This is a genomic window from Deltaproteobacteria bacterium GWC2_65_14, assembly GCA_001797615.1.
In the GTDB taxonomy this organism is placed as follows: Bacteria; Desulfobacterota; Deferrimicrobia; order Deferrimicrobiales; family Deferrimicrobiaceae; genus GWC2-65-14.
On the sequence record MGPV01000060.1, the window covers coordinates 1 to 20,828 of the forward strand.

At 67.2% G+C, this 20,828-nt stretch carries 15 protein-coding genes and 1 pseudogene (1 of these 16 running past the window's edge); 9 read left to right on the forward strand and 7 right to left on the reverse strand.

What is annotated here, in order from left to right; genetic code table 11:
* Positions 1 to 214: 214 nt before the first annotated feature.
* Positions 215 to 1,183 carry a D-glycerate dehydrogenase gene (locus tag A2X88_01335; protein ID OGP33155.1) on the forward strand — a complete coding sequence of 323 codons (969 nt, stop codon included), beginning with the start codon at positions 215 to 217 and terminating at the stop codon, positions 1,181 to 1,183.
* On the opposite strand, the gene A2X88_01340 is transcribed toward A2X88_01335, so the two are convergent.
* Entirely contained in the window at positions 1,176 to 1,703 is a 528-nt protein-coding gene (locus A2X88_01340) for a hypothetical protein (protein OGP33156.1), read from the reverse strand. The genes A2X88_01335 and A2X88_01340 overlap by 8 nt on opposite strands.
* On the opposite strand from A2X88_01340, the gene A2X88_01345 reads away from it, so the two are divergent.
* Together A2X88_01345 and A2X88_01350 are read left to right on the forward strand one after the other, a co-directional pair.
* Complete coding sequence (locus A2X88_01345; GenBank protein ID OGP33157.1) at positions 1,690 to 3,294, forward strand: hypothetical protein; 1,605 nt, start codon at positions 1,690 to 1,692, stop codon at positions 3,292 to 3,294. The two genes, A2X88_01340 and A2X88_01345, sit on opposite strands and share 14 nt — an antisense overlap.
* Positions 3,294 to 4,256, forward strand: coding sequence for a hypothetical protein (locus A2X88_01350; GenBank protein ID OGP33158.1), 963 nt, complete (start codon positions 3,294 to 3,296; stop codon positions 4,254 to 4,256). Before A2X88_01345 ends, A2X88_01350 begins: the two co-directional genes overlap by 1 nt.
* 15 nt (positions 4,257 to 4,271) lie before the next feature.
* On the opposite strand, the gene A2X88_01355 is transcribed toward A2X88_01350, so the two are convergent.
* The 6 genes from A2X88_01355 to A2X88_01380 form a co-directional block, all read right to left on the reverse strand.
* Positions 4,272 to 5,642, reverse strand: a complete 1,371-nt coding sequence (locus A2X88_01355; protein ID OGP33159.1) for a radical SAM protein — start codon at positions 5,640 to 5,642, stop codon at positions 4,272 to 4,274.
* 96 nt (positions 5,643 to 5,738) lie between these two features.
* Positions 5,739 to 7,271, reverse strand: a complete 1,533-nt coding sequence (locus tag A2X88_01360) for a methionine--tRNA ligase (protein OGP33160.1) — start codon at positions 7,269 to 7,271, stop codon at positions 5,739 to 5,741.
* Positions 7,268 to 8,020 (reverse strand): hypothetical protein, encoded by a 753-nt coding sequence (locus A2X88_01365; GenBank protein ID OGP33161.1) that lies wholly within the window; start codon positions 8,018 to 8,020, stop codon positions 7,268 to 7,270. The genes A2X88_01360 and A2X88_01365 overlap by 4 nt, the downstream gene beginning before the upstream one ends.
* A gap of 7 nt (positions 8,021 to 8,027) precedes the next feature.
* Positions 8,028 to 9,008: a DNA polymerase III subunit delta' gene (locus A2X88_01370; GenBank protein ID OGP33162.1), complete on the reverse strand. Its 981-nt coding sequence runs from the start codon at positions 9,006 to 9,008 to the stop codon at positions 8,028 to 8,030.
* Complete coding sequence (locus A2X88_01375) at positions 9,002 to 9,637, reverse strand: dTMP kinase (protein OGP33163.1); 636 nt, start codon at positions 9,635 to 9,637, stop codon at positions 9,002 to 9,004. The genes A2X88_01370 and A2X88_01375 overlap by 7 nt, the downstream gene beginning before the upstream one ends.
* 47 nt (positions 9,638 to 9,684) lie before the next feature.
* Entirely contained in the window at positions 9,685 to 12,012 is a 2,328-nt protein-coding gene (locus tag A2X88_01380) for a ribonucleoside-diphosphate reductase, adenosylcobalamin-dependent (protein OGP33168.1), read from the reverse strand.
* 740 nt (positions 12,013 to 12,752) lie between these two features.
* On the opposite strand from A2X88_01380, the gene A2X88_01385 reads away from it, so the two are divergent.
* The 6 genes and pseudogenes from A2X88_01385 to A2X88_01410 form a co-directional block, all read left to right on the forward strand.
* Entirely contained in the window at positions 12,753 to 14,807 is a 2,055-nt protein-coding gene (locus A2X88_01385) for a hypothetical protein (protein ID OGP33164.1), read from the forward strand.
* A gap of 5 nt (positions 14,808 to 14,812) precedes the next feature.
* Entirely contained in the window at positions 14,813 to 16,057 is a 1,245-nt protein-coding gene (locus A2X88_01390; protein OGP33165.1) for a hypothetical protein, read from the forward strand.
* Positions 16,054 to 16,758 carry a hypothetical protein gene (locus tag A2X88_01395; protein OGP33166.1) on the forward strand — a complete coding sequence of 235 codons (705 nt, stop codon included), beginning with the start codon at positions 16,054 to 16,056 and terminating at the stop codon, positions 16,756 to 16,758. Before A2X88_01390 ends, A2X88_01395 begins: the two co-directional genes overlap by 4 nt.
* 23 nt (positions 16,759 to 16,781) lie before the next feature.
* Positions 16,782 to 17,819 carry a hypothetical protein gene (locus A2X88_01400; protein OGP33167.1) on the forward strand — a complete coding sequence of 346 codons (1,038 nt, stop codon included), beginning with the start codon at positions 16,782 to 16,784 and terminating at the stop codon, positions 17,817 to 17,819.
* 298 nt (positions 17,820 to 18,117) lie between these two features.
* The gene (locus A2X88_01405; GenBank protein ID OGP33169.1) at positions 18,118 to 18,813 is read left to right on the forward strand and encodes a hypothetical protein; all 696 of its coding nucleotides are present in this window, start codon (positions 18,118 to 18,120) and stop codon (positions 18,811 to 18,813) included.
* Positions 18,810 to 20,828 (forward strand): annotated as a pseudogene (locus tag A2X88_01410) (hypothetical protein); it runs 132 nt beyond the window's last position. Before A2X88_01405 ends, A2X88_01410 begins: the two are co-directional and overlap by 4 nt.

Genomic DNA, 20,828 nt, shown 5'->3' on the forward strand with positions numbered 1-20,828 from the left:
CTGCCCTCCGCTGTCGGAACTTCTTTTTATCTCCGCTCATCCCCCCTCCTTCGGCTTGCTTCGCCCGCAACCAGGGACCCTGGCTCGCGGGGGAGGTCCCCTCGGCTACTCGTCGACCCCCCCCGCATCGCTTCGGGTCCCCGGTCGCGGGTCGAGCAGGGGACGGCTCCGCTTTCTGGTGAAAAGTTCCGCGGAGATCCCTATACTTGAGGGAATGGCGGACAGGCCGAGGGTGGTGATCACACGGAGGCTCCCGGGGGTGTCCCCGGTCCGGATCGGGGAGGCGGCGTCGGCGGTGTGGCCCGACGGCGACGGGCCGATGCCCCGGGAGGAGCTTCTCCGCCTGGTCCCGGGGGCCGCCGGGATCCTCTGCACCCTCGCGGACCGGATCGACGCCTCCCTGATGGATGCGGCCGGCGGGGGTCTGCGGGTCATCTCCACCTTCGCCGTCGGGGTGAACAACATCGACATCCCCGAGGCGACGCGGCGGGGGATCCGGGTGTGCAACACCCCGGGGGTCCTCACCGAGGCGACGGCCGACCTCGCCTTCGGGCTGCTGCTGGCCGCCGCGAGGCGGTTCCCGGATTCGGAGCGGTTCCTCCGGGAGGGGAAGTTCACCGGCTGGGACCCGTGGGGGTTCCTGGGCGTTCCGGTCTTCCGGAGGACCCTCGGGATCGTGGGGATGGGGAAGATCGGCAGCGCCGTCGCCCTCCGGGCCCGCGGGTTCGAGATGCGGGTGCTCTACCACAACCGGAACCGGCTGCCCTCCGTCCGGGAGAAGGAGCTGCGGGCGGAGCACTTCCCCCTGGAGGAGTTGCTGGCGGAGAGCGATTTCGTCCTCCTCAGCGTTCCCCTGACGGAAAAGACGCGCGGGATGATCGGCCGGGAGCGGTTGCTCCGGATGAAGAAGGAGGCGGTCCTGGTGAACGTCGCCCGGGGAGAGGTGGTGGACGAGGCGGCGCTGGCGCTGGCGCTCTCGGAGGGAAGGATCTTCGGGGCGGGGCTGGATGTCTACGAGAAGGAGCCGGAGGTCCATCCCGGGCTGCTGTCCGCGCCCGGGGCGGTGCTCCTCCCGCACCTGGGAAGCGCGACCCGGGAAACGCGGGAGCGGATGGGCCGGCTCGCGGCGGAGAACCTCCTGGCGGTTCTCGCGGGGAGCGAGCCGCCGGGCCCGGTCAATTGACCCCGAACCCCTTCCGCTTGAGAACCTCCAACGGGTCGAAGCCGCCGGTCTTCGAGAAGGGGATCCGCACGACGCCGATCACCGGGGTGCGCAGCCCGACCGACCCGTTGAACTCGTAGGACACGGCGCGCCCCGAAAGCACCTGCCGCAGCGCCGCCTCCATCGACTCGGGGCGGATCGATAGGGGGACCTGGACCACGGTCAGCCCAGACGCGTCGATCCGGATATCGTCGTTGTGCTCCCCGTCCGCCACCGTTTCGCGTCCGAGGGTCGCGGAGTAGGCCACGTAGGCGACCCGCAGGGGGTAGTCGTTCCGGTTGTTCACCTCGAGGCTCAGGAGGAATTCCCAGGGCCTGCGGGGGTCGGCCAGCGGGTTCGAGACGAGGGCCACGTCGGTCACCCGCACCTTCGGGGACCGGAAGCTCTCCCGGACCAGCGTCCTGCAGGACGGGGAAGCGGCCGCGAGGACGAGCGCGGGGAGCAGCATAAGAAGGGGGAGGTACCGTTTGGCCGTCCGCATTTCAGACATCCGGGTCCCGGCGGGATTCCCGGAGGATCGCCTCCTGGAGAGAGTCCTCCTCATTATAGGAGTTCCCCGGGAGGAGGTGGTGCACTTTTCGGTCGCGCGGCGCGGCTTCGACGCGCGGCGGAAAGGGGCCGTCCGCCGGGTCTTCTCGGCGGACCTGTCGTTGCGGTCCGACGGGCTCGAGCAAGCGGTCTGCTCGCGGGTCCCGTCCGCGCGCCGGATCGAGCCCCCTCCGGATCCGTTCCCGTCCGCTCCCGTTCCGGCTCCCGCCCTTCGGCCGGTCGTCGTCGGAGCCGGACCGGCGGGACTCTTCGCGGCGCTGACGCTCGCCCGGCACGGGGCCCCTCCCCTGGTCCTGGAGCGGGGACGGCCGGTGGAGGAGAGGGTCGGGCAGGTGGCCGGGTTCTGGTCCCGGGGGGTCCTCGACCCCGAGAGCAACGTCCAGTTCGGCGAGGGAGGGGCGGGGACCTTCTCCGACGGGAAGCTCGGAACGAGGATCGGCGATCCGCTCGTGGAGCATGTGATTTCGGTCTTCGCGCGCGGCTCCGGCCTCGCGGACCTGCCGAAGGAGGCGAAGCCGCACGTGGGGACCGACCGGCTGCGCGGCTTCTGCCGGAAGATGCGGGCGGAACTCGAGGCGCTGGGAGCCGAGGTGCGGTTCGGGGCGAGGGTGGACGACCTCTCGGCGGAGGGGGGGCGCCTCCGCGCCGTCACCCTCTCCACCGGGGAGACGATCCCCTGCGAGGTCCTCGTCCTGGGCGTAGGACACTCCGCGCGGGACACGATCCGGATGCTCCACGACCGGGGCGTCCGGATGTCGGCCAAACCGTTCGCCGTGGGGTTCCGGGTGGAGCATCCGCAGGCGCTGATCGACCGGATCCAGTACGGGCGGATGGCCGGCAGTCCCGCCCTGCCGCCGGCCGACTACCGGCTGGCGGTGCGGACCCCCTCGGGCAGGGGGGTCTACTCCTTCTGCATGTGCCCGGGAGGCGAGGTGCTGTCCGCCTCCTCCGCGCCGGGGGGGCTGCCGGTGAACGGGATGAGCTCCCACGCCCGGGACTCCGGCTTCGCGAACAGCGGGATCGTGGCCCAGGTCGGGCCGGACGAGTTCGGAGGAGAGGGGGTGCTGGCCGGGATCTCCTTCCAGGAGCGGCTGGAGGAGGCCGCCTTCCGGAAGGGGGGCGGGGAGTACGGCGTCCCCGCGATGAACCTGTCGACCTTCCTCTCCGGCGCCGACCGGAACCTCTCGCGGGGGCGGGTTCGGGCGCCCCGCGCCGTGCGGGCCAACCTGGGCGGCATCCTTCCGGAGAAGGTCGAGGAGGAGATCCGGTACGCGATGCGCCGGTTCGGGGAGTCGATGCGGGGGTTCGCCACCCAGGAGGCGACGCTGTACGCCGTGGAGTCGCGAACCTCGTCGCCGGTGCGGATCGTGCGGGAGAATTACGAGTCGGCGACGGTGAAAGGGCTGTATCCTGTGGGAGAAGGGGCGGGGCACGCGGGGGGGATCGTCTCCTCCGCGGTGGACGGAATCCGCGCCGCGCTCCGGATCCTCGAACGCTATTCCGAAGGAAGGACGAAACACTGATGCCCAAGGCGAAGTTCGTGAAGGATATCCGGGAAGGGGAGCAGGTAAAAGACCTTTTCCTGGTGAACAACAAGGCGGTGATGGTGAGCAACTCCGGGAAGGCCTATATCAACCTCTCCCTTCGTGACCGGACCGGCCAGGTGGAGTGCCGGGTCTGGGACCGGGCGGAGGAGATCGCGAAGCGGTTCGAGCGCGACGACATCGTCGAGGCGAGCGGGAACGCCATCGTGTACCAGGGCCGAATTCAACTCAAGGTGCACGACGTGCGCAAGGCGGAAGGGGCCGCCGACCTCTCCGAGTTCCTCCCGGTGACCAAGAAGGGGATCGATCCGCTCTGGGCGCAGCTGCAGGGCTTCGTCGCCGCGGTGAAGGACCCGGACCTCTCCCGCCTGCTCGCGAGGGTCTTTCCCGACCCCCCGGCTACGGAGACGTCGACGCGGTTCCGGAAGGCTCCCGGGGGGAAGCGGATGCACCACGACTACATCGGGGGCTTGCTCGAGCACACCGTCTCGGTGGCCGGGATCTGCACATCCCTCGCCTCCCACTACGAGGGGGTGGACGCCGATCTCCTGGTGGCCGGGGCGCTCCTGCACGACATCGGCAAGGTGGAGGAGCTCTCCTACGAGGGGGCCTTCGAATACACCGACGAGGGGCGGCTCCTCGGCCACCTCTACATGGGGGCGGAGTGGGTCGCCTCCGAGTGCGCGAAGATCGAGCGGTTCCCCCCGGAGAAGACGATGCTGCTCAAGCACATGATCCTCTCCCACCACGGCGAGCTCGAGTACGGCTCCCCGAAGCGCCCCAAGACGCTCGAGGCGGTCATCCTCCACTTCGTGGAGAACATGGACGCGAAGGTGGCCGCCTTCCGGGACGCCGTGGAGGACCTCCCCGAAGGGGCGCGCTGGACCGAATACCAGCGGATGTTCGAGCGGTACCTCTTCGCGGGAAAGCCCGGCAAGTAGTTCCGGGAAGATCCGCTACCCCACCTCGTCGTACGAGCGCAGGCGGAAGGAGACGCCGGGGATCGATTCGGCCAGCCGCCGGACCGCCTCGTGGTCGAGGCCGGGAAGGGCCACCGCGGTGGCGGACACCGAGGGGATGTGACGCACCGCCTCCCGGAGAAAGTCGAGGATCGCGGGATGGGAGGCCTCCCCGTACCGGCTCGGGCAGAACTTCGCGTAGGTCCGCGCGTCCGGGGCGTTCAGCGACACGGAGAGGGCGTCCACCAGTCCCGAAAGCTCCGGGAGAATGTTGCGCCCGTGCACGAGGTTTCCCAGCCCGTCGGTGTTCACCCGGATCCTGGCTCCCCGGCCTTTGAGCGTTTTCGCGATCGTTTTCATCTCTTCGAGCCGCAGCAGCGGCTCCCCGAATCCGCAGAAGACGACCTCGTCGTAGGGCGCCGGGTCGCCCGCTTCCGCCAGGACCTCCGCCACGCCCGGCTCTCCCGGAAGCTTCAGGAAGTGCCCCTTGACGTGGAAGTCGCTTCGCTTCGCGCAGAAGACGCAGGCGTTCGTGCAGCGGTTCGTGATGTTGAGATAGAGGGAGTTGCGGATCCGGTAGGCGACGCGGACCTCCTCGTCGGCGGGGATCCGGAAGATCCTCTTCGCGTTCAGCGATGTGACCCGGCCCACGTCCTCCGGCGACAGCCCCTTGATCTCCGCGATCCGCTGCGCCACCAGAGGGACGTAGGCCGGCTCGTTCGTCTTCCCCCGGTGCGGGACCGGCGCCAGGAAGGGGCAATCGGTCTCGATGAGCAGCCGCTCCAGGGGAAGGCTGCGTACCGCGTCGACCTGCGCTTCGGCCCCGCGGTAGGTGATCGCTCCCGGGATCGAGACGAGGAAGTTCAGACGGGAGGCCTTTTGCGCCATGGCCAGGTCCCCGGAGAAACAGTGGATGATCCCGCCCGTCTCGTCCGCCTTCTCCTCCGCCAGGATGGCGAGCACCTCGTCGTGGGCGTCGCGGTCGTGGACGATGACGGGGAGGTTCCTGCGGCGGGCGAGGCGGATCTGCTCCCGGAAGGCGGCGCGCTGGCGCTCCCGGGGCGACCGGTCCCGGAAGAAGTCGAGCCCCGTCTCCCCGATCGCGACCACCTTGTCGCACCGGGAGAGCCGGTCGAGCCGCTCCAGCTCCGCGTCGGAGCAGCCGGAGGCGTCGTGCGGGTGCAGCCCGACCGATGCGTAGACGCCGGCGTGCCGGTGGGCGATCGCGATCGCCGTTTCCGACCGCTCCGCGTCGATCCCGATCGTGACGATGTGGGAAACCCCCGCCTCCCGGGCGCGGCGCACCACCTTCTCCTCCTCGTGGCACAGGGGGGCAAGGTCCAGATGCGCGTGGGTATCAAAGTACATCGGCGTCCCACGATGGAGCGTTTCCCGGGCGGAGCAAGCCGAAGCCGATGAACGCTTTGCGGGACTGCATCGCCGTGTCCGGCCGGAGCCGGCGTCCTACTCTTCGATCCGGGGGAAGACGACCGCCGACTTGGGCAGGACGGCGCCGGTCCGCAAGCCCCCCCAGGCGCCCGCCTCCGGGAGGACCGCCTTCTCCACGCTTCCCCCGCACCCGAGCGCTTCCCACATCGTCTGGGAGGCGGCCGGGAGGAAGGGGGCTGTCAGCAGCACGCAGATGCGGGTCGCCTCGAGGACGTTGTAGAGGACCGCGCCCAGCCGACCCCGCTTTCCGGGATCGCGGGCGAGGACCCAGGGGGCGGAGGCGTCGACATACTTGTTCGCCGCCTTCACCAGCTCCCACGCGGCGGTAAGCGCCTTGTGCAGCTGCAGCTCCTCCATCGCCTCGCCCACAGCCCGCCGCGCCTCGGCGGCCTTCGCGATCAGCCCGGGGTCCTCTCCCTCCGCGGGGCCCGGCTCCGGCACCGTTCCCCCGAAATATTTTCCGAGCATCCCCAGCGTCCGGTTCAGCAGGTTCCCGAAGTCGTTCGCCAGCTCCGAGTTGGTCCGGTGCACGAGCGCCTTCTTCGAGAAGTCGCCGTCGAGCCCGAAGGGGACCTCCCGCAGGAGGAAGTAGCGGAAGGCGTCCGCCCCGTAGGTCTGCACCATCTCGTAGGGGTCGACGACGTTCCCCAGCGACTTGCTCATCTTCTGCCCCTCGACGGTCCACCAGCCGTGGGCGAACACCCCCAGGGGGGGCGGGACTTCCGCGGAGAGCAGGAACGCCGGCCAGTAGATCGCGTGGAAGCGGAGGATGTCCTTCCCCACCAGGTGGATGTCGGCGGGCCAGAAGGTGTCGAAGCGCTCCCCGCCGCCGGGGTACCCCAGGCCGGTGATGTAGTTCGTCAGCGCGTCGTACCAGACGTAGATCACGTGGCCGGGATGGTCGGGGACCGGGATCCCCCAGGAGAGGGAGGTGCGGGAGAGGGAGAGGTCGTTCAGGCCCCCCTCCACGAAGGAGACCACCTCGTTGCGGCGGCTCTCGGGCCGGATGAACTTGGGGTTCCGGGCATAATAGTCGAGCAGCGGCCTCTGGTACTTCGACAGCCGGAAGAAGTAGGAGGGCTCCTTCCGCTTCTCGGCGGGGCGGCGGCACTCGGGGCAGTTCCCCTCGGACAGCTGCAGCTCGGTCCAGTAGGACTCGCAGGGGGTGCAGTACCATCCCTCGTATTCCCCGAGGTAGATGTCCCCCTTGGCGAAGGACTTCCGGAAGAGGTGCTGGACGGAGGCGTAGTGCCGCGGCTCCGAGGTGCGGATGAAATCGTCGTTGGAGACGTGGAGCGCCGGGGTCAGGCCCTGGAAGCGGGTCACCACCCGGTCGGCCAGCTCCCGCGGCGCAAGCCCGAGCTTCACGGCGCTCTTGTTCACCTTTTCCCCGTGCTCGTCGGTCCCGGTGAGGAAGAAGACCTTCTTCCCCTGCATCCGGTGATACCGGGCGAGGGCGTCGGCGGCGATCGTCGTGTAGGCGTGCCCGATGTGGGGGACGTCGTTGACGTAGTAGATGGGGGTGGTGATGTAGAAGGTCCGCTTCACGGGGAGGGTTCCCCCGGGGTGCCGCCGGCCTTCTCTCCGCCCCCGCCGTCGTTCCCTTCCGCACCCCCGCGATCCCCCGCTCCGGGCGCGCAGCCGCCGCACTCCTTGTGCTTGCGCCGCCCCTCGTGCTCGTAGAGCAGGCAGCACATCAGCCGGCCGCAGACGCCGGAGAGCTTCGCGGGGTTCAGGGAGAGGTTCTGGTCCTTGGCCATCCGGACCGTGATCGGCTCGAACTCGTTCAGGAAGGAGGCGCAGCAGAACTCTTTCCCGCAGGGGCCGACCCCGCCGACCATCCTCGCCTCGTCCCGGACGCCGATCTGCCGCATCTCGATGCGGGACCGCAGCTCGTGGGCGAGGTCCTTGACGAGTTCGCGGAAGTCGACCCGGCCGTCCGCGGTGAAGTAGAAGATCGATTTGCTCCGGTCCAGAAGGATCTCCGTCCGGACGAGCTTCATCGGAAGGGCGCGCGCCTCGATCCTCCGGAGACAGAACGCGTGGGCCTCCGCCTCCCGCTTCGCGTTCTCCTGGTGGGCGCGCAGGTCGTCGGCGGTGGCGGTGCGGACGACCTTCGTGTACGACCCCGTTCCGGCGGAGGGGGGGAGATCGTCGATCCGCTGGACCACCTCCCCCACGACCGGGCCCCGCTCCGTCTGGACCACGGCGTAGTCGCCGCGCCCCACCGGGACGCCGGTGCAGTCGAAGTGGTACATCTTGCTGACGCCGCGAAGCCGGATTCCGGCCAGATCCATCCCTGCGCTAGTCCTTCCCGAAAAATTCGAACAAAAACGCCTCCAGCATCAACGGCTTCTGGAGCTGCGGAGGCGTGCGGGACATGGAAAGAAGCTCCTGGAACGCGCGGGTCCATTCGCCCGCGGACCTGCGTCCGGCCAGGGAGGAAAGGTCGGCCGACAGATCCTCGTTCATTATACCCTCTTTTCCCCCCGAGGAGATCATGGCGGCATCCCGCACGAGCGACAGCGGCGCCGCGATCCGCGGTCCCAGATCCCCCCCCCCCTTCCAGGCCGCCGCCTTGGCGAAGACCGCGGCGGGGTCGAAGGAGGAGAGCAGCCGCAGCCACTCCCGGCGCTCCCCGTCCTCCTCCTCCAGCGCGGCCAGCGCGCGGCCGGGGCTTCCCCCGGAGCATGCCGCCGCCCAGCGGATCTCTTCCTGCGGGCGCCGGGCGCCCTTGCCGGGGAGCCCGGCGAGGATCCGTTCCACCGTTTCCGCGGGGAGGGGAACGAAGGAAACCTTCTGGCAGCGCGAGACGATCGTCGCCGGAAGGCGCGAGATCCGGTGGGCCACGAGCAGGAGGTGGGTCGCCGGGGGCGGCTCCTCGAGCGTCTTCAGGAGGGCGTTCGCCGCCTGCACGGTCATCCGGTCGGCCGGGAGGATCAGCACGACCCGGGGACGGTCGGAGAAGGACTTCAGGGAGAGCTCTTCCTGGAGCAGCCGGATATCGTCGATCGAAATGGAAAGATTCTCCGGGGATACCCGGAGGAAGTTGGGGTGGGACCCCGACCGGAGCAGCCGGCAATCGGGACAGGCTCCGCAGGCGTCCGTCCCGGAGCGGGACCGGCAGAACAGGGCCGCCGCGAACCCGAGGGCCGCCGTCTCCTTCCCGATCCCTTCCTCCCCGGAGAAGAGGAGGCCGTGCGGGACCCGGCCGGTTTCGAGGTACCGGAGCAGCAGTCCGACGGCCCGATCCTGCCCCCGGACCGACGAGAGGGCGGCTACCATCCGAAGCGCTCCGCTACCGCCGACTGGAGCCGGCGGAAGATGTCGTCCTCGGGCAGGGAGGCGTCGACCCGGAGGATCCGCCCGGGGAAGCGCTCCAGGAGGCGGAGGTATCCCTCCCGGACGACCCGGTGAAACTCCCGCGACTCCGACTCGATCCGGTCCGGAAGGTTTCCGCGGCCGCCGATCCGCCGGATCCCCTCCTCCGGGGAGATGTCGAACAGGAAGGTCAGGTCCGGGGAGAGCCCGCCGGCGGCGAAGGCGTTCAGCCAGTCGATCCGCGATTCCTCGATCCCCCGGGAGAATCCCTGGTAGGCGGATGTCGCGTCGCAGAAGCGGTCGCAGAGGACCGCCCTTCCGAGTTCCAGGGCGGGCCGGATGACGGCCCGAACATGCTGCGCCCGCGCGGCCTCGTACAGCAGAAGCTCCGCTTCCGGGAATACCGGTTCCTCGCGGCGGGAGAGCAGGAGGGAGCGGATCTCGTCGGCCAGGGGGGTTCCCCCGGGTTCCCGGGTGACGAGGTGGGCGATCCCCTTACGGTCCAGGTAGGCGGAGAGCCGCCGGATCTGGGTCGTCTTCCCGGATCCCTCGATCCCCTCGAAGGTGACGAACGGGGCCGGTGCCGCTTTCACGGGTCTCCCTCAAGGATCCGGCGTCGCGAAAGAAGATTCCCCTGCGGCTAGCACTCCGAGAACCCGCAGGACCGGCACTTGAGGCAACCTTCCTGCATCTCGACCTGGCTCCCGCAGTCGGGGCAGGCGCCGCGCGCGATCTCCTGCGACTCCCCGGGGGCGCTCTGCCGGGGAGCGGCCTGGGCCCGGGCGGGATCCTCCACCGGCCTGGCGAACCCGGTGAACATCTTGTCGACGTTCTCCAGGTACCACTCGATCGACTTCGCGACGGCGTCCGCGCACGACATGATCTTCCCGCCGTTCCCCGCCCACGAGGGGAGATGGCAGGAGATCCCCTTGAGCTGCTTGACGACCATCGCCGGGTCGACCCCGGAGCGGAGCGAGAGGGAGACGAGGCGCCCGATCGCCTCCGACTGGGAGGCCGCGCATCCGCCCGCCTTCCCCATCTGGTTGAAGACCTCGAAGAACCCCCTCTCGTCCCGGTTCATCGTCACGTAGAGCTTCCCGCAGCTGGTCGTCATCTCCCGGGTGACCCCCAGCAGGGTGTCGGGGCGCGGACGGCGGGTGACGAAGCCGGGCTCGCCCGCCGGAGCCTTGTTCTCGGACGGCGTGCCGGACGCGGCGGTCCCCTTGTTCACCTCTCCGATGTTCAGGACCTGCTCCTCCCGGCTCTTGTCCCGGTATACGGTCACTCCCTTGCAGCCGAGGCGGTAGGCGAGGAGGTAGACTTTCCGGATCTCCTCCCGGGTGGCGGTCGAGGGGAAGTTCACCGTCTTGGACACCGCGTTGTCGACGAATTTCTGGAACGCCGCCTGCATCCGCAGGTGCGCCTCCGGGGAGATGTCGTGGGCGGTCACGAAGACCCTCCGGACCTCGTCGGGCATCCCGTCGACCTCCCGCAGCGTTCCCTTCCGGGATATTTCCCGCATCCGCTCCTCGGAGTAGAGCCCCCGCCGCCTCAATTCCTTCTCGAAGAGCGGGTGGGTCTCGACGAGGTGGTCGTTGTCCATCACGTTGCGGACGAAGGAGAGCGCGAAGACCGGCTCGATCCCGCTGCTGCAGCCCGCGATGATGCTGATCGTTCCGGTGGGGGCGATCGTGGTCGTGGTGGCGTTGCGCAGCGGGATGTTTCCGTTGTCCCGGTACCGGCTGATCTCGAAGTTCGGGAATGCCCCCCGCTCGTGCGCCAGCAGGGCGGACGCGTTCCGGGACTCCTCCTGGAAGAAGCTCATCACCTCCTGCCCGACGGAGAGCGCCTCGTCCGAGTCGTAGGGGACGCCGAGCCGGATCAGCATGTCGGCGAATCCCATCACCCCCAGCCCGACCTTCCGGTTCCCCATCGTCATCCGGCGGATCTCCGGGAGGGGATAGCAGTTCATGTCGATCACGTTGTCGAGGAACCGGATCGATTCGTGGATCGTCCTCTTGATCCTGTCGTAGTCGATCCGGGTGGAGCCGTTCTCCCCGGTGACCATGTTCGCCAGGTTGATCGAGCCCAGGTTGCAGCTCTCGTAGGGGAGCAGCGGCTGTTCCCCGCACGGGTTCGTGCTCTCGATCTCCCCGAGCTTGGGAGTCGGGTTGTCCCGGTTGATCCGGTCCAGGAAGATGATCCCCGGCTCCCCGTTCCTCCATGCGGCGTCCACGATCTTCTCGAAGACCTCCCGGGCGGAGAAGCGCGCGACGACCTCCCGGGAATGGGGGTTCACGAGAGGGTAGTCGCCCCCCTCCTCGACCGCCTTCATGAAGCCCTCCGTCAGGGCGACGGAGATGTTGAAGTTGTTCAGCCGGTCGTTCTTCGTCTTGCAGGTGATGAAGTCGAGGACGTCCGGGTGGTCCACCCGGAGGATCCCCATGTTCGCGCCGCGCCGCGTCCCCCCCTGCTTGATGGTCTCCGTCGCCGCGTCGAACACGGTCATGAAGGAGATCGGTCCCGAGGAGATCCCCTTGGTCGACTTGACCACGTCGTGCTTCGGCCGGAGCCGTGAGAAGGAGAACCCGGTCCCCCCGCCGCTCTTGTGGATCAGGGCGGTGTTCTTGACCGCCTCGAAGATCGAATCCATCGAGTCGTCGACCGGAAGGACGAAGCAGGCGGACAGCTGCTGCAGCTCCCGTCCCGCGTTCATCAGGGTGGGGGAGTTCGGCATGAAATCGAGGCGGGAAATCATCCCGTAGAAGGTTTCCGCCCACCGGAGCACCACCTCGGGGATCGCGCCGTAGAAGTACCCTTCCGCCAGGGCGATGTTGTAGGATACCCGCGCCGTCATCTCCTCGGGGGTCTCGAGCGTTCCCCCCGGGGGATCCTGCTTGAGGTATCGCCGTTCCAGGACTTTTCGGGCATTCTCGGAGATCTGCAGCGGCCCGTGCTTCGCCAGCATCCGGGCGACCCATTCCCTGGGCGGGACCTCGGGGAGCTTCCTCGGATCGGGAATACGGGCTGCTTCCTCGGTGTTTACGGCGTCTCCGCGTTTCGCGGGAACGGAAAGGCTCAATTCCATCGTGTTTGCTCCCCCGGCAGGATTACCTGTTCCGACAATCGTGTATCTTGTGGTGGACGACGGGCACGGATACAAGATATGGTGTCCCCGAAGACCTGTCAAGGGAAAGCCGCCGGGAAAAAGATTTTCCTCCAACTCCTCGGATTCCCGGACCATCCGATACCGTAAAACAGGGTTTGCCTGTTCGGGCCGCCCGTTCGCCGTAGGATTCCTGTCCGCCTCCCCCCGCATGGGCGCAAGCATGGGCTTCGCCGCCTCGGAGGGGGGCTTCGCTTCGCCCGCCCTCCGCCCCCGGTTCATTCTTTTTATCTCCGCTCATCCCCCCTCCTTCGGCTGGCTCCGCCCGTGATGCGCCCCGTCCCGAGGGCGCCTGCAACTGCGGCACCCGTCAGCCAGGGTCCCCGGGTTCCGGCGAAGCCGTCTCTGGGCGACACCGCGAGGGGGCGAGCAGGTGCGGGTTGGATACCGGAGCGGTTCCCACTGTCCGCGGGGGAAAAATCGGCTTGATTCCGGACGAGGGTTGCGTTATGTATACAGTCGACAATAACCGGTACCGGAATATCCGGTGCCGTGCGGCACCGGCGAACCGCATTGAACCAGCCAGACCGGAAGGATGGGCCATGGTTCCCATGCTTTGGGATAGAGCCTGCATCGTTGTCTTGCTCGTCACTCTCGGGGGACTCCTGTTCCCCGGACCGCGTTCCGCCCACGCCCTCGGGGACGGGGAGTGTCTCGATTGCCACGGGGGCCGGGAGATCCTCTCCTGGTCGGCCGAGGATCGGGCCTCCAATGTCGTCGCCGGGGGGGAAACCAGGCCCGCCCGCGCCATCGGCCCATTCCCCGGGATCTCCCTGCACGTCGACTCCGCGGCGTTCAAGGCCTCGGTGCACTCCGACCTCTCCTGCACGGACTGCCACGCGGATGTCCGGGAGCTTCCGCACAGGGCCCGCCTGCGGCTGGTCGACTGCTCCGGGTGCCATGAGCAGGCGGCGGCGGTCCTGGCGAAGAGCCGGCACGCGAAGGGGATCCGGGCCGGGGTCGGCCAGTATACCCCCCGATGCGTGGACTGCCACGGGGCGCACGCGATCCCGAAATCGAGCCTCTCCTCCTCGCCCGTCTATTTTAGGAACCTCGCCGAGACCTGCACCCGCTGCCATGGGGACCGGGAGTTCGCCAAGCAGAGCGGGATCCCGATCCCGGGAGCGGCGAGGATGTACAGCCGGAGCATCCACAATCGGGCGATCGTGGACAAGGGGCTGAACAAGTCGGCGACCTGCGTCGACTGCCACGGCGGGCACGATCTCAAGGACCGCTTCGACCCCGCTTCCCCGATCTTCCGGCCCAACATCCCCACGACCTGCGGGAAGTGCCACTTCGGAGTGTTCACCATCTTCCGCGACAGCGTGCACGGGGTTGCCTTTTCCCGCGGGGTCCCCGACGCTCCCGGCTGCACCGACTGCCACGGGGAGCACGAGATCCGGCAGGCAGCCGACCCCCTCTCCCCCGTCTCCTTCATGGCGGTCTCGGAGAAGACATGCCCCTCCTGCCACGGCGCGGAAAGGCTGGCCGAGCGGTACGGGGTATCGTCCGAGAAGGTCCGGTCCTACCGGGAAAGCTACCATGGCCTCTCCCAGAGGCTGGGCGACCGGACGGTGGCGAACTGCTCCTCCTGCCACGGCGTGCACGAGATCTTCCCCTCCTCCGACCCCCGGTCGACGGTGAACCCCCGGAACCTCCAGGTCACCTGCGGCCAGTGTCATCCCGGGGCGACGGAAAACTTCGCCAGGGGGAGCATCCACGGCGGGGCCGCCGGCGGAATCGGCACCCAGGTGAAGGTCTGGGTGGAGAGGATCTACATCTGGATGATCGTGCTGGTCATCGGCGGGATGATCCTCCACAACGGGGCCGACTATATCCGGAAGATGCAGGAGATCTACCGGAAGCGGAGGGACGACTGGGACCACCCCGGGTACGAGCGGATGAACCGGTCCGAACGGATCCAGCACATCCTCACCCTCTCTTCCTTCTTCGTGCTGGTCGTCACCGGATTCGCGCTCAAGTTCAAGTGGTCGATCCCCTTTCTGTCGGCCGAGACGAACGTCTCGCTCCGCGGGAACGGCCACCGGGTCGCCGCGGTCGTGATGGTCGCCACCAGCGTGTACCACGTCTTCTATGTGCTGATGACGGCCCGGGGGAGGGAGCAGTTCGTCCGGATGATGCCCTGGTGGCAGGACGCGAAGGACCTCGCGGCGATGCTGCGCTACTACGCGGGGCTTTCCCCCCACAAGCCGAAATTCGGCCGCTTCAGTTACGTCGAGAAGGCCGAGTACCTCGCCCTGGTGTGGGGAACGATCGTGATGATCGTCACCGGGTTCATGCTCTGGTTCGAGAACGAGACGCTGAAGCGGATTCCGCTGTGGGGGCTGGACGTCGCCACGATCATCCACTACTACGAGGCGATCCTGGCCACCCTGGCGATCGTCGTCTGGCACCTCTACTACGTGATCCTGAACCCGGACTTCGCCCCCATGTCGCTTACCTGGATCGACGGGAAGCTCTCCCGGCACCACATGGAGCACGAGCATCCGTTGGAGCTCGAGGAGCTCGAGGAGGCCCGGAGGCGGGGGGAGACCCCCGGGCCGGGGGCCACCATGATTCTCTCGGAGGCGGAATGAAACCAGTGCGGACGTTGTGGATCGCGGGAATCCTGGCTGCGGGAATCTGCCTTGCGGGGCAGGCCGCGGCGGGGCCGGCGGGCGATCGGTGCCTGGAATGCCACGGCGACTCGACGATCGAGAAGATGCTGCCCGGCGGAAAGGCGGTATCCCTCTTCGTGGACCAAAAGGATTACCGCGCTTCGGTGCACGGGAAGGGGGAGTGCGCGGGCTGCCATGCGGGGGCGACCTCTCCCCACGGGAAGCTCGCCCCGGTTTCCTGCGGCCGGTGCCACGCGGCCGCCGGGAAATCCTATTCCGAAAGCACCCACGGCCTGGACCGTGCCAAAGGGAACCGGGACGTCCCCGGCTGCGCGGACTGCCACGGCCGGCACGACATCCGGAAACCGTCGGACCCGAAGGCCCGGACCTTCCGGCTGAACATCGTCGCGGTGTGCCTGGCCTGCCACAAGGACCGGACGATCGAGGAAAAGTACCGTCTTCCCGACCAGGTGGTCATGGAGGCCTATGAGCAGAGCGTCCACGGCATGGCGATGCGCAAGTCGGGGCTGCTCGGCGCCGCCGTCTGCCCCGATTGCCACGGGAACCACAGGATCCTGCCCGGGGACCAGCCCCGCTCGGCGACCCACCGGCAGAAGATCCCGACCCTGTGCGGGAAGTGCCATTCGGGGATCCTCGAAACGTACGAGCAGTCCATCCACGGGAAGGGGATGCGCGGGGGGATCGCGGAGTCGCCGGTCTGCACCGACTGCCACGGAGAGCACACGATCACGAAGATCACCGATCCCGCCTCCAGGGTCTTCGCGAGGAATATCCCGAAGACCTGCTCCTCCTGCCACGAGAAGGAGGCGATCTCCAGCCGGTACGCCCTCCCGAAAAAGCGGCTCTCCACCTACATGGACACCTTCCACGGGGTCGCGCTCGAGTACGGCATGACGACGGCCGCGAACTGCGCCTCCTGCCACGGATTCCACGACGTTCTTCCTGCGTCCGATCCCGCCTCCTCCGTGAACAAGGCGAACCTTCCCCGGACCTGCGGGAAGTGCCACCCGAACGCGGGGGTGAACTTCGCGAAGGGGAACGTGCACGTGGAGGTGGCCTACGGGAAGGCGACCGGGGTCTTCGCCGTCCGGGTCTTCTACACCGTGTTCATCTCGGTCCTCGTCCTGATGTTCGTTCTCCATGTGGGGATGGACCTCCTGGGGAGGCGCCGCCGCAGCCCACAGGCGACGGAGGAAACGAAAAAGTGAAGACGATGCGAGGCGAATCGGGCGGGCCCGTCCAGGTGATACGGATGTCGTTCATGTTCCGGGTGCAGCACCTCCTGCTGATGGTGTCGCTCTTCGTCCTGGCCGTGACCGGATTCGAGCTGATGTACCACGAGAACCGGCTCTCCCGGTTCCTGATCGACCTGGAAGGGGGTATTCTCAACCGGGGGATCATCCACCGGGCGGCGGCGGTGGCCCTGATGGCCCAGCTGGTCTTCCACGTCTTCTACATGCTCGTGAGCCGCGCGGGCCGGCGGGAGTTCCGGGAGTTCCTCCTGACGGCGAAGGATTTCGACGACTTCCTCCAGGCGATCCGGTTCAACCTCGGGCTCGCCGGGGAGTATCCCAGGTTCGGGAAGTACGGCTACAAGGAGAAGTTCCAGTACTGGGGCGCGACGATCGGCATCTTCCTCATCTCCCTGACGGGGATCGTCCTCTGGGCGGAGAACGTCTCGATGCGGTTCCTCCCCAAGTTCATGCTCGACCTGACGCTCATCATCCACGGGTATCAGGGGCTGCTGATTTTCGTGATCCTCCTGTTCTGGCATCTCTACATCGTCCATCTGCATCCGTCCGTGTTTCCGATGAACCGCGCCTGGCTTACCGGGAGGGTCGACGCGGAGTGGCTCCGGGAGGAGCACCCGCTCGAGTATGAAAAACTCAAAGGAGAAGGGGTGTTATGAGGGGTACGGTCTGGGCAGCAGGGTTGGCCGCGGCCCTGGTTCTTGGCGGCCAGGGGTTTCCGACGCAGGCGGAGGCGAGGATCTCGCTGGAGAAGTGCGTCATCTGCCACGGCAAGGGGGAGTTCCGCAAGATCCTCGTGGACGGGAAGATCCGGGACCTCTTCGCCACGGGGGACAGCCTGAAGGGGTCGGTCCACGAGAAGAAGACCTGCGTGGACTGCCATTTCGACGTGAGCGAGATCCCCCACCGGGCGCGGCCCCGGCGGGTGAACTGCACCCACTGCCATTACAAGGGGAACGCGGAAGGGGCACCGCAATCGGACGCCTCCCTCGACTACTTCGGGTCGGCGCACGGGACGGCGATCGCACGGGGGAACCCGAAGGCCCCCCTCTGCCAGGACTGCCACGGGAACCACCAGATCCTGAAGGCGAAACAGGAGGGGTCGTCGGTCGCCAAGGGCCGGGTCGCGGAAACGTGCGGCCGGTGCCACATCGAGATCTACGCGGAGTTCAAGACCTCGATTCACGGGGTGGCCGTCGCGAGGGGGATCGCGGAGGCCCCCGCCTGCACCGGATGCCACGGGGAACACAGGATCTACAGCCACCTCGATCCGAAATCGACCGTGTACGCGACCCACGTGGCGGCGCAGTGCTCCACCTGCCACGAGTCGGTGTCGATCATGGGGAAGTTCGGGATCGAGGCGGATCAGGTCGCCACCTACAGGAATTCGTTCCACGGAGTGGCGGACCGTTTCGGGTCGAAGACGGTCGCCAACTGCGCCTCCTGTCACGGGACGCACGACATCCGTCCCTCGAGCGATCCCATGTCGAAGGTGAATCCGAAGAACGTCCCCCGGACTTGCGGGAAATGCCACCCCGGGGCGAACCCGAACTTCGCCCTGGGGAAGATGCATGTCGACGCCCGCAAGAAGGAGTCGGGGATCGTCTACTACACCGCGCTGTTCTTCAAGTACCTCACTATAGGAACCATGCTCGCCCTCATCCTGCATATCTTCCTCGACATGTACGGGCGGACACGACGACTGCGCGGCGAGAAGTAGCCGGTTCCACGACGTCCGGCCGGAGAGAAATCCACAGCGGGGGAGTCCACGCATGTCGAATACGGAAAACCGGGAACGGAAGGAAAAATTGGTGAACGAGGAGATCGAATCGGCTCTCTCCGAGGAGATGAAGGGATCGGCCCTTACGGAGGATCCCGAAATCCGCGAGAAGATCCGGCGCCGGGTCCACGAGGAGATCGAGCGGGAGATCCGGATCCGGACGGCCGCGGAGCGGAGGGCAGAGGAGCGGAGGCGCAGGGAGGAGCGGCGAAAGGAGAGGCGGCACGAGGAGGGGGAGATGTTTCAGCGGTTCAACCGGAACTTCCGCTTCCAGCACATGGTGATGTTCATCTCGGTGATCCTCCTGATCCTCACCGGCATGCCGCTGAAGTTTCCCGAGTTCGTCCTCTCCCGGTATGTCGTGGCCCTGTGGGGGGGGATCCACAACTCCACCCTCGTCCACCGGATCGGGGCGGGGATGCTGATCTATTTCATGGTCCACCACATGCTCTACACGGTGCTCTCGCGGGACGGCCGGCGCGACTTCATCCTGCTGATCCCGATGCCGAAGGACATCCGGGACGCGGCCCAGAACATCCGCTACTTCCTGGGGAAGGCGCCGGAGAAGCCTCGGTTCGGACGCTTCAGCTACATCGAGAAGTTCGACTACTGGGCCGTCTACTGGGGCTGCGTCATCATGATCGGCTCCGGCCTCTGCCTCTGGTTCGAGGGGATCGTTTTGAAGTTCTTCCCGAAGTACTTCCTGGACGTCGCCCACGAGATGCACAGCGACGAGGCGATGCTGGCGACCCTGGCGATCGTCATCTGGCATTTCTACAACGTCCACTTCAATCCGGACCGGTTCCCCGGGACGCTGATGTGGTGGCACGGGCAGATCTCGGAACATGAAATCAAGGAGGAGCATCCGCTGGAGTACGAGGAGATCCTGGCGAAGCGGTCGAAGGCGGATGCCGGGGAGGTCGTCCACCGATGAAAGAGATGTTCCTGAGCTTCTGGGACCTGACCGTCAGGCACAGGAAACCGCTGATGACGATCGGCGGGATCGTGCTCGGAGTGTTCATCCTGATCAACGGGGCGTTTTTCGTGTCCGCGTATTTCCCCAAGTCCTGCGTGGTCTGCCACTACATGGACCCGTTCTATGACCAGTGGAAGACCTCCAAGCACGCGGGGGTTTCCTGCATCAAGTGCCACACCTTCTCCCCGGTGTTCATCACCGTGACGACGCTCAAGTACTGGTCCGGCCTGTATAACCCGAGGCCGCACGCGAACGTCCCGGACAAGCTGTGCATGTCCAACGGATGCCACGCGGGGCGCATCGAGCAGGGGAAGACGAAGTTCGGGGACATCACCTTCGACCACCAGGAGCACTTGACGAAGCTCAAGCGGGGGGAGAAGCTCCGGTGCACGTCGTGCCACTACTCGATCGTCCAGGGGGAGCACATCTCGGTCGACAAGAACGTATGCTTTCTGTGCCACTTCAAGGGGATCGCCCAGGGGCAGGCCCTGGGCGGGTGCCCCGGGTGCCACGGAACGCCGACCCGTACCGTGGACCACAGCGGGTTCCAGTTCTCGCACGACTCCTATCTGAAGATCGGCGTGCAGTGCAAGCAGTGCCATCTGCGCGTGGCCGAAGGGGACGGCCGGGTCGAGGAGTCCCATTGCTACGACTGCCACGTCGGCCGGCTCAAGGGGAAGGAGGACCCGCTCGCCCTTCACCGGACGCACGTCACCTACAACGCGATCGAATGCCACAAGTGCCACGAGAAGATCCGCCACGGGGAGGTCGAGCTGGTCAGGACGTTCGAGGTCCAGTGCGACAGCTGCCACAAGCGGCTGCACAACTACCAGAAGGAGATGTACATGGGGGCGGGGGCCCGCGGGGTTGCCGACACTCCGTCGAGGATGTTCTCGGCCCAGGTGTCCTGCGACGGGTGCCACACGAAGGCGGTCGAGGTGCGCGAGTCCGGCGTCTCCTTCCCGGGCGAGAAGAAGCTCACGGCCGAGCGGAACAGCTGCGTCGTCTGCCACGGGAAGAACTATGACCGGATGCTCGACGACTGGATCCGCGAGTCCCGCGTCCTGGTCGCCGACATGCAGGCGGTCGTCGCCTCCGGGGAGGCGGCGGTGGGGAAGGGGGCGACCAAGTCGAAGAAGCTCGCAGACGCGCGGGCGCTGGTCGCGGACGCCCGGGCCAACCTCGCCCTCCTGAAGGCCGGGCGCGGCGCCCACAACATCGAGTACGCCTACCGGATCGTACGGGGCGGCTACGACCAGGTTTCCGCGGCGTACAAGGCCGCGGGGATCCCCGGTGGTCCCCCCAGGCCGGCCATACTCGGGACCCCGTCCGCCTACTGCACGAAACTGTGCCATCAGCGGGTCCGCCCGCCGGGCGAGCTGTTTTTCAAGGAGATGGAGGTGCGCTTCCCGCACTCGCTGCACGTGGAGGACGTGGGGATCCAGTGCACCAAGTGCCATTCTCCCGAGAAGCACAAGCTGCGGATCGTCACCAAGTCCGAGTGCATGGCGTGCCACCACGAAAGCCGGGACATCGACTGCGGGCAGTGCCACAAGGCGCAGAAGGCGCTCTACGAGGGGAAGGTCAAGCCCTTCGGGGTGTCCCCGGCGAAAGACGTGATGGCCGAGGCCGGCACCGCCTGCACCGACTGCCACGAGCTGAAGAAGGGGGCCCAGACCGTCCTCACCGTCCAGGCGAAGTGCGAGGAATGCCATTCGGCGAAGTACGGGAAGATGCTCCTCGAGTGGAAACAGAAGATCACGGAGCAGGAAAACGCCGTCGCCGTGTCGCTCGAGGAGGCCCGGGAATACCTCGAGAGGCGCGGGAAGATGGGCCGGAAGGTGGACGAGGAGACGAAGCTGCTCCAGGGGGCCGAGAACAACTACCGGATCGTATCGAACGGCCGGGGAACCCACAATTACCGGCTGAGCGTGGAGCTGCTCAGGACGGCGAAGGACTCCCTCGACGGGATC

Excerpts from the sequence above, each read along its gene's own strand:
- A2X88_01335 (OGP33155.1), top strand. The coding sequence starts at position 215 with ATGGCGGACAGGCCGAGGGTGGTGATCACACGGAGGCTCCCGGGGGTG.
- A2X88_01340 (OGP33156.1), bottom strand. The coding sequence starts at position 1,703 with ATGCGGACGGCCAAACGGTACCTCCCCCTTCTTATGCTGCTCCCCGCG.
- A2X88_01350 (OGP33158.1), top strand. The coding sequence starts at position 3,294 with ATGCCCAAGGCGAAGTTCGTGAAGGATATCCGGGAAGGGGAGCAGGTA.
- A2X88_01355 (OGP33159.1), bottom strand. The coding sequence starts at position 5,642 with ATGTACTTTGATACCCACGCGCATCTGGACCTTGCCCCCCTGTGCCAC.
- A2X88_01365 (OGP33161.1), bottom strand. The coding sequence starts at position 8,020 with ATGGATCTGGCCGGAATCCGGCTTCGCGGCGTCAGCAAGATGTACCAC.
- A2X88_01370 (OGP33162.1), bottom strand. The coding sequence starts at position 9,008 with ATGGTAGCCGCCCTCTCGTCGGTCCGGGGGCAGGATCGGGCCGTCGGA.
- A2X88_01380 (OGP33168.1), bottom strand. The coding sequence starts at position 12,012 with ATGCTGGCGAAGCACGGGCCGCTGCAGATCTCCGAGAATGCCCGAAAA.
- A2X88_01385 (OGP33164.1), top strand. The coding sequence starts at position 12,753 with ATGGTTCCCATGCTTTGGGATAGAGCCTGCATCGTTGTCTTGCTCGTC.
- A2X88_01405 (OGP33169.1), top strand. The coding sequence starts at position 18,118 with ATGTTTCAGCGGTTCAACCGGAACTTCCGCTTCCAGCACATGGTGATG.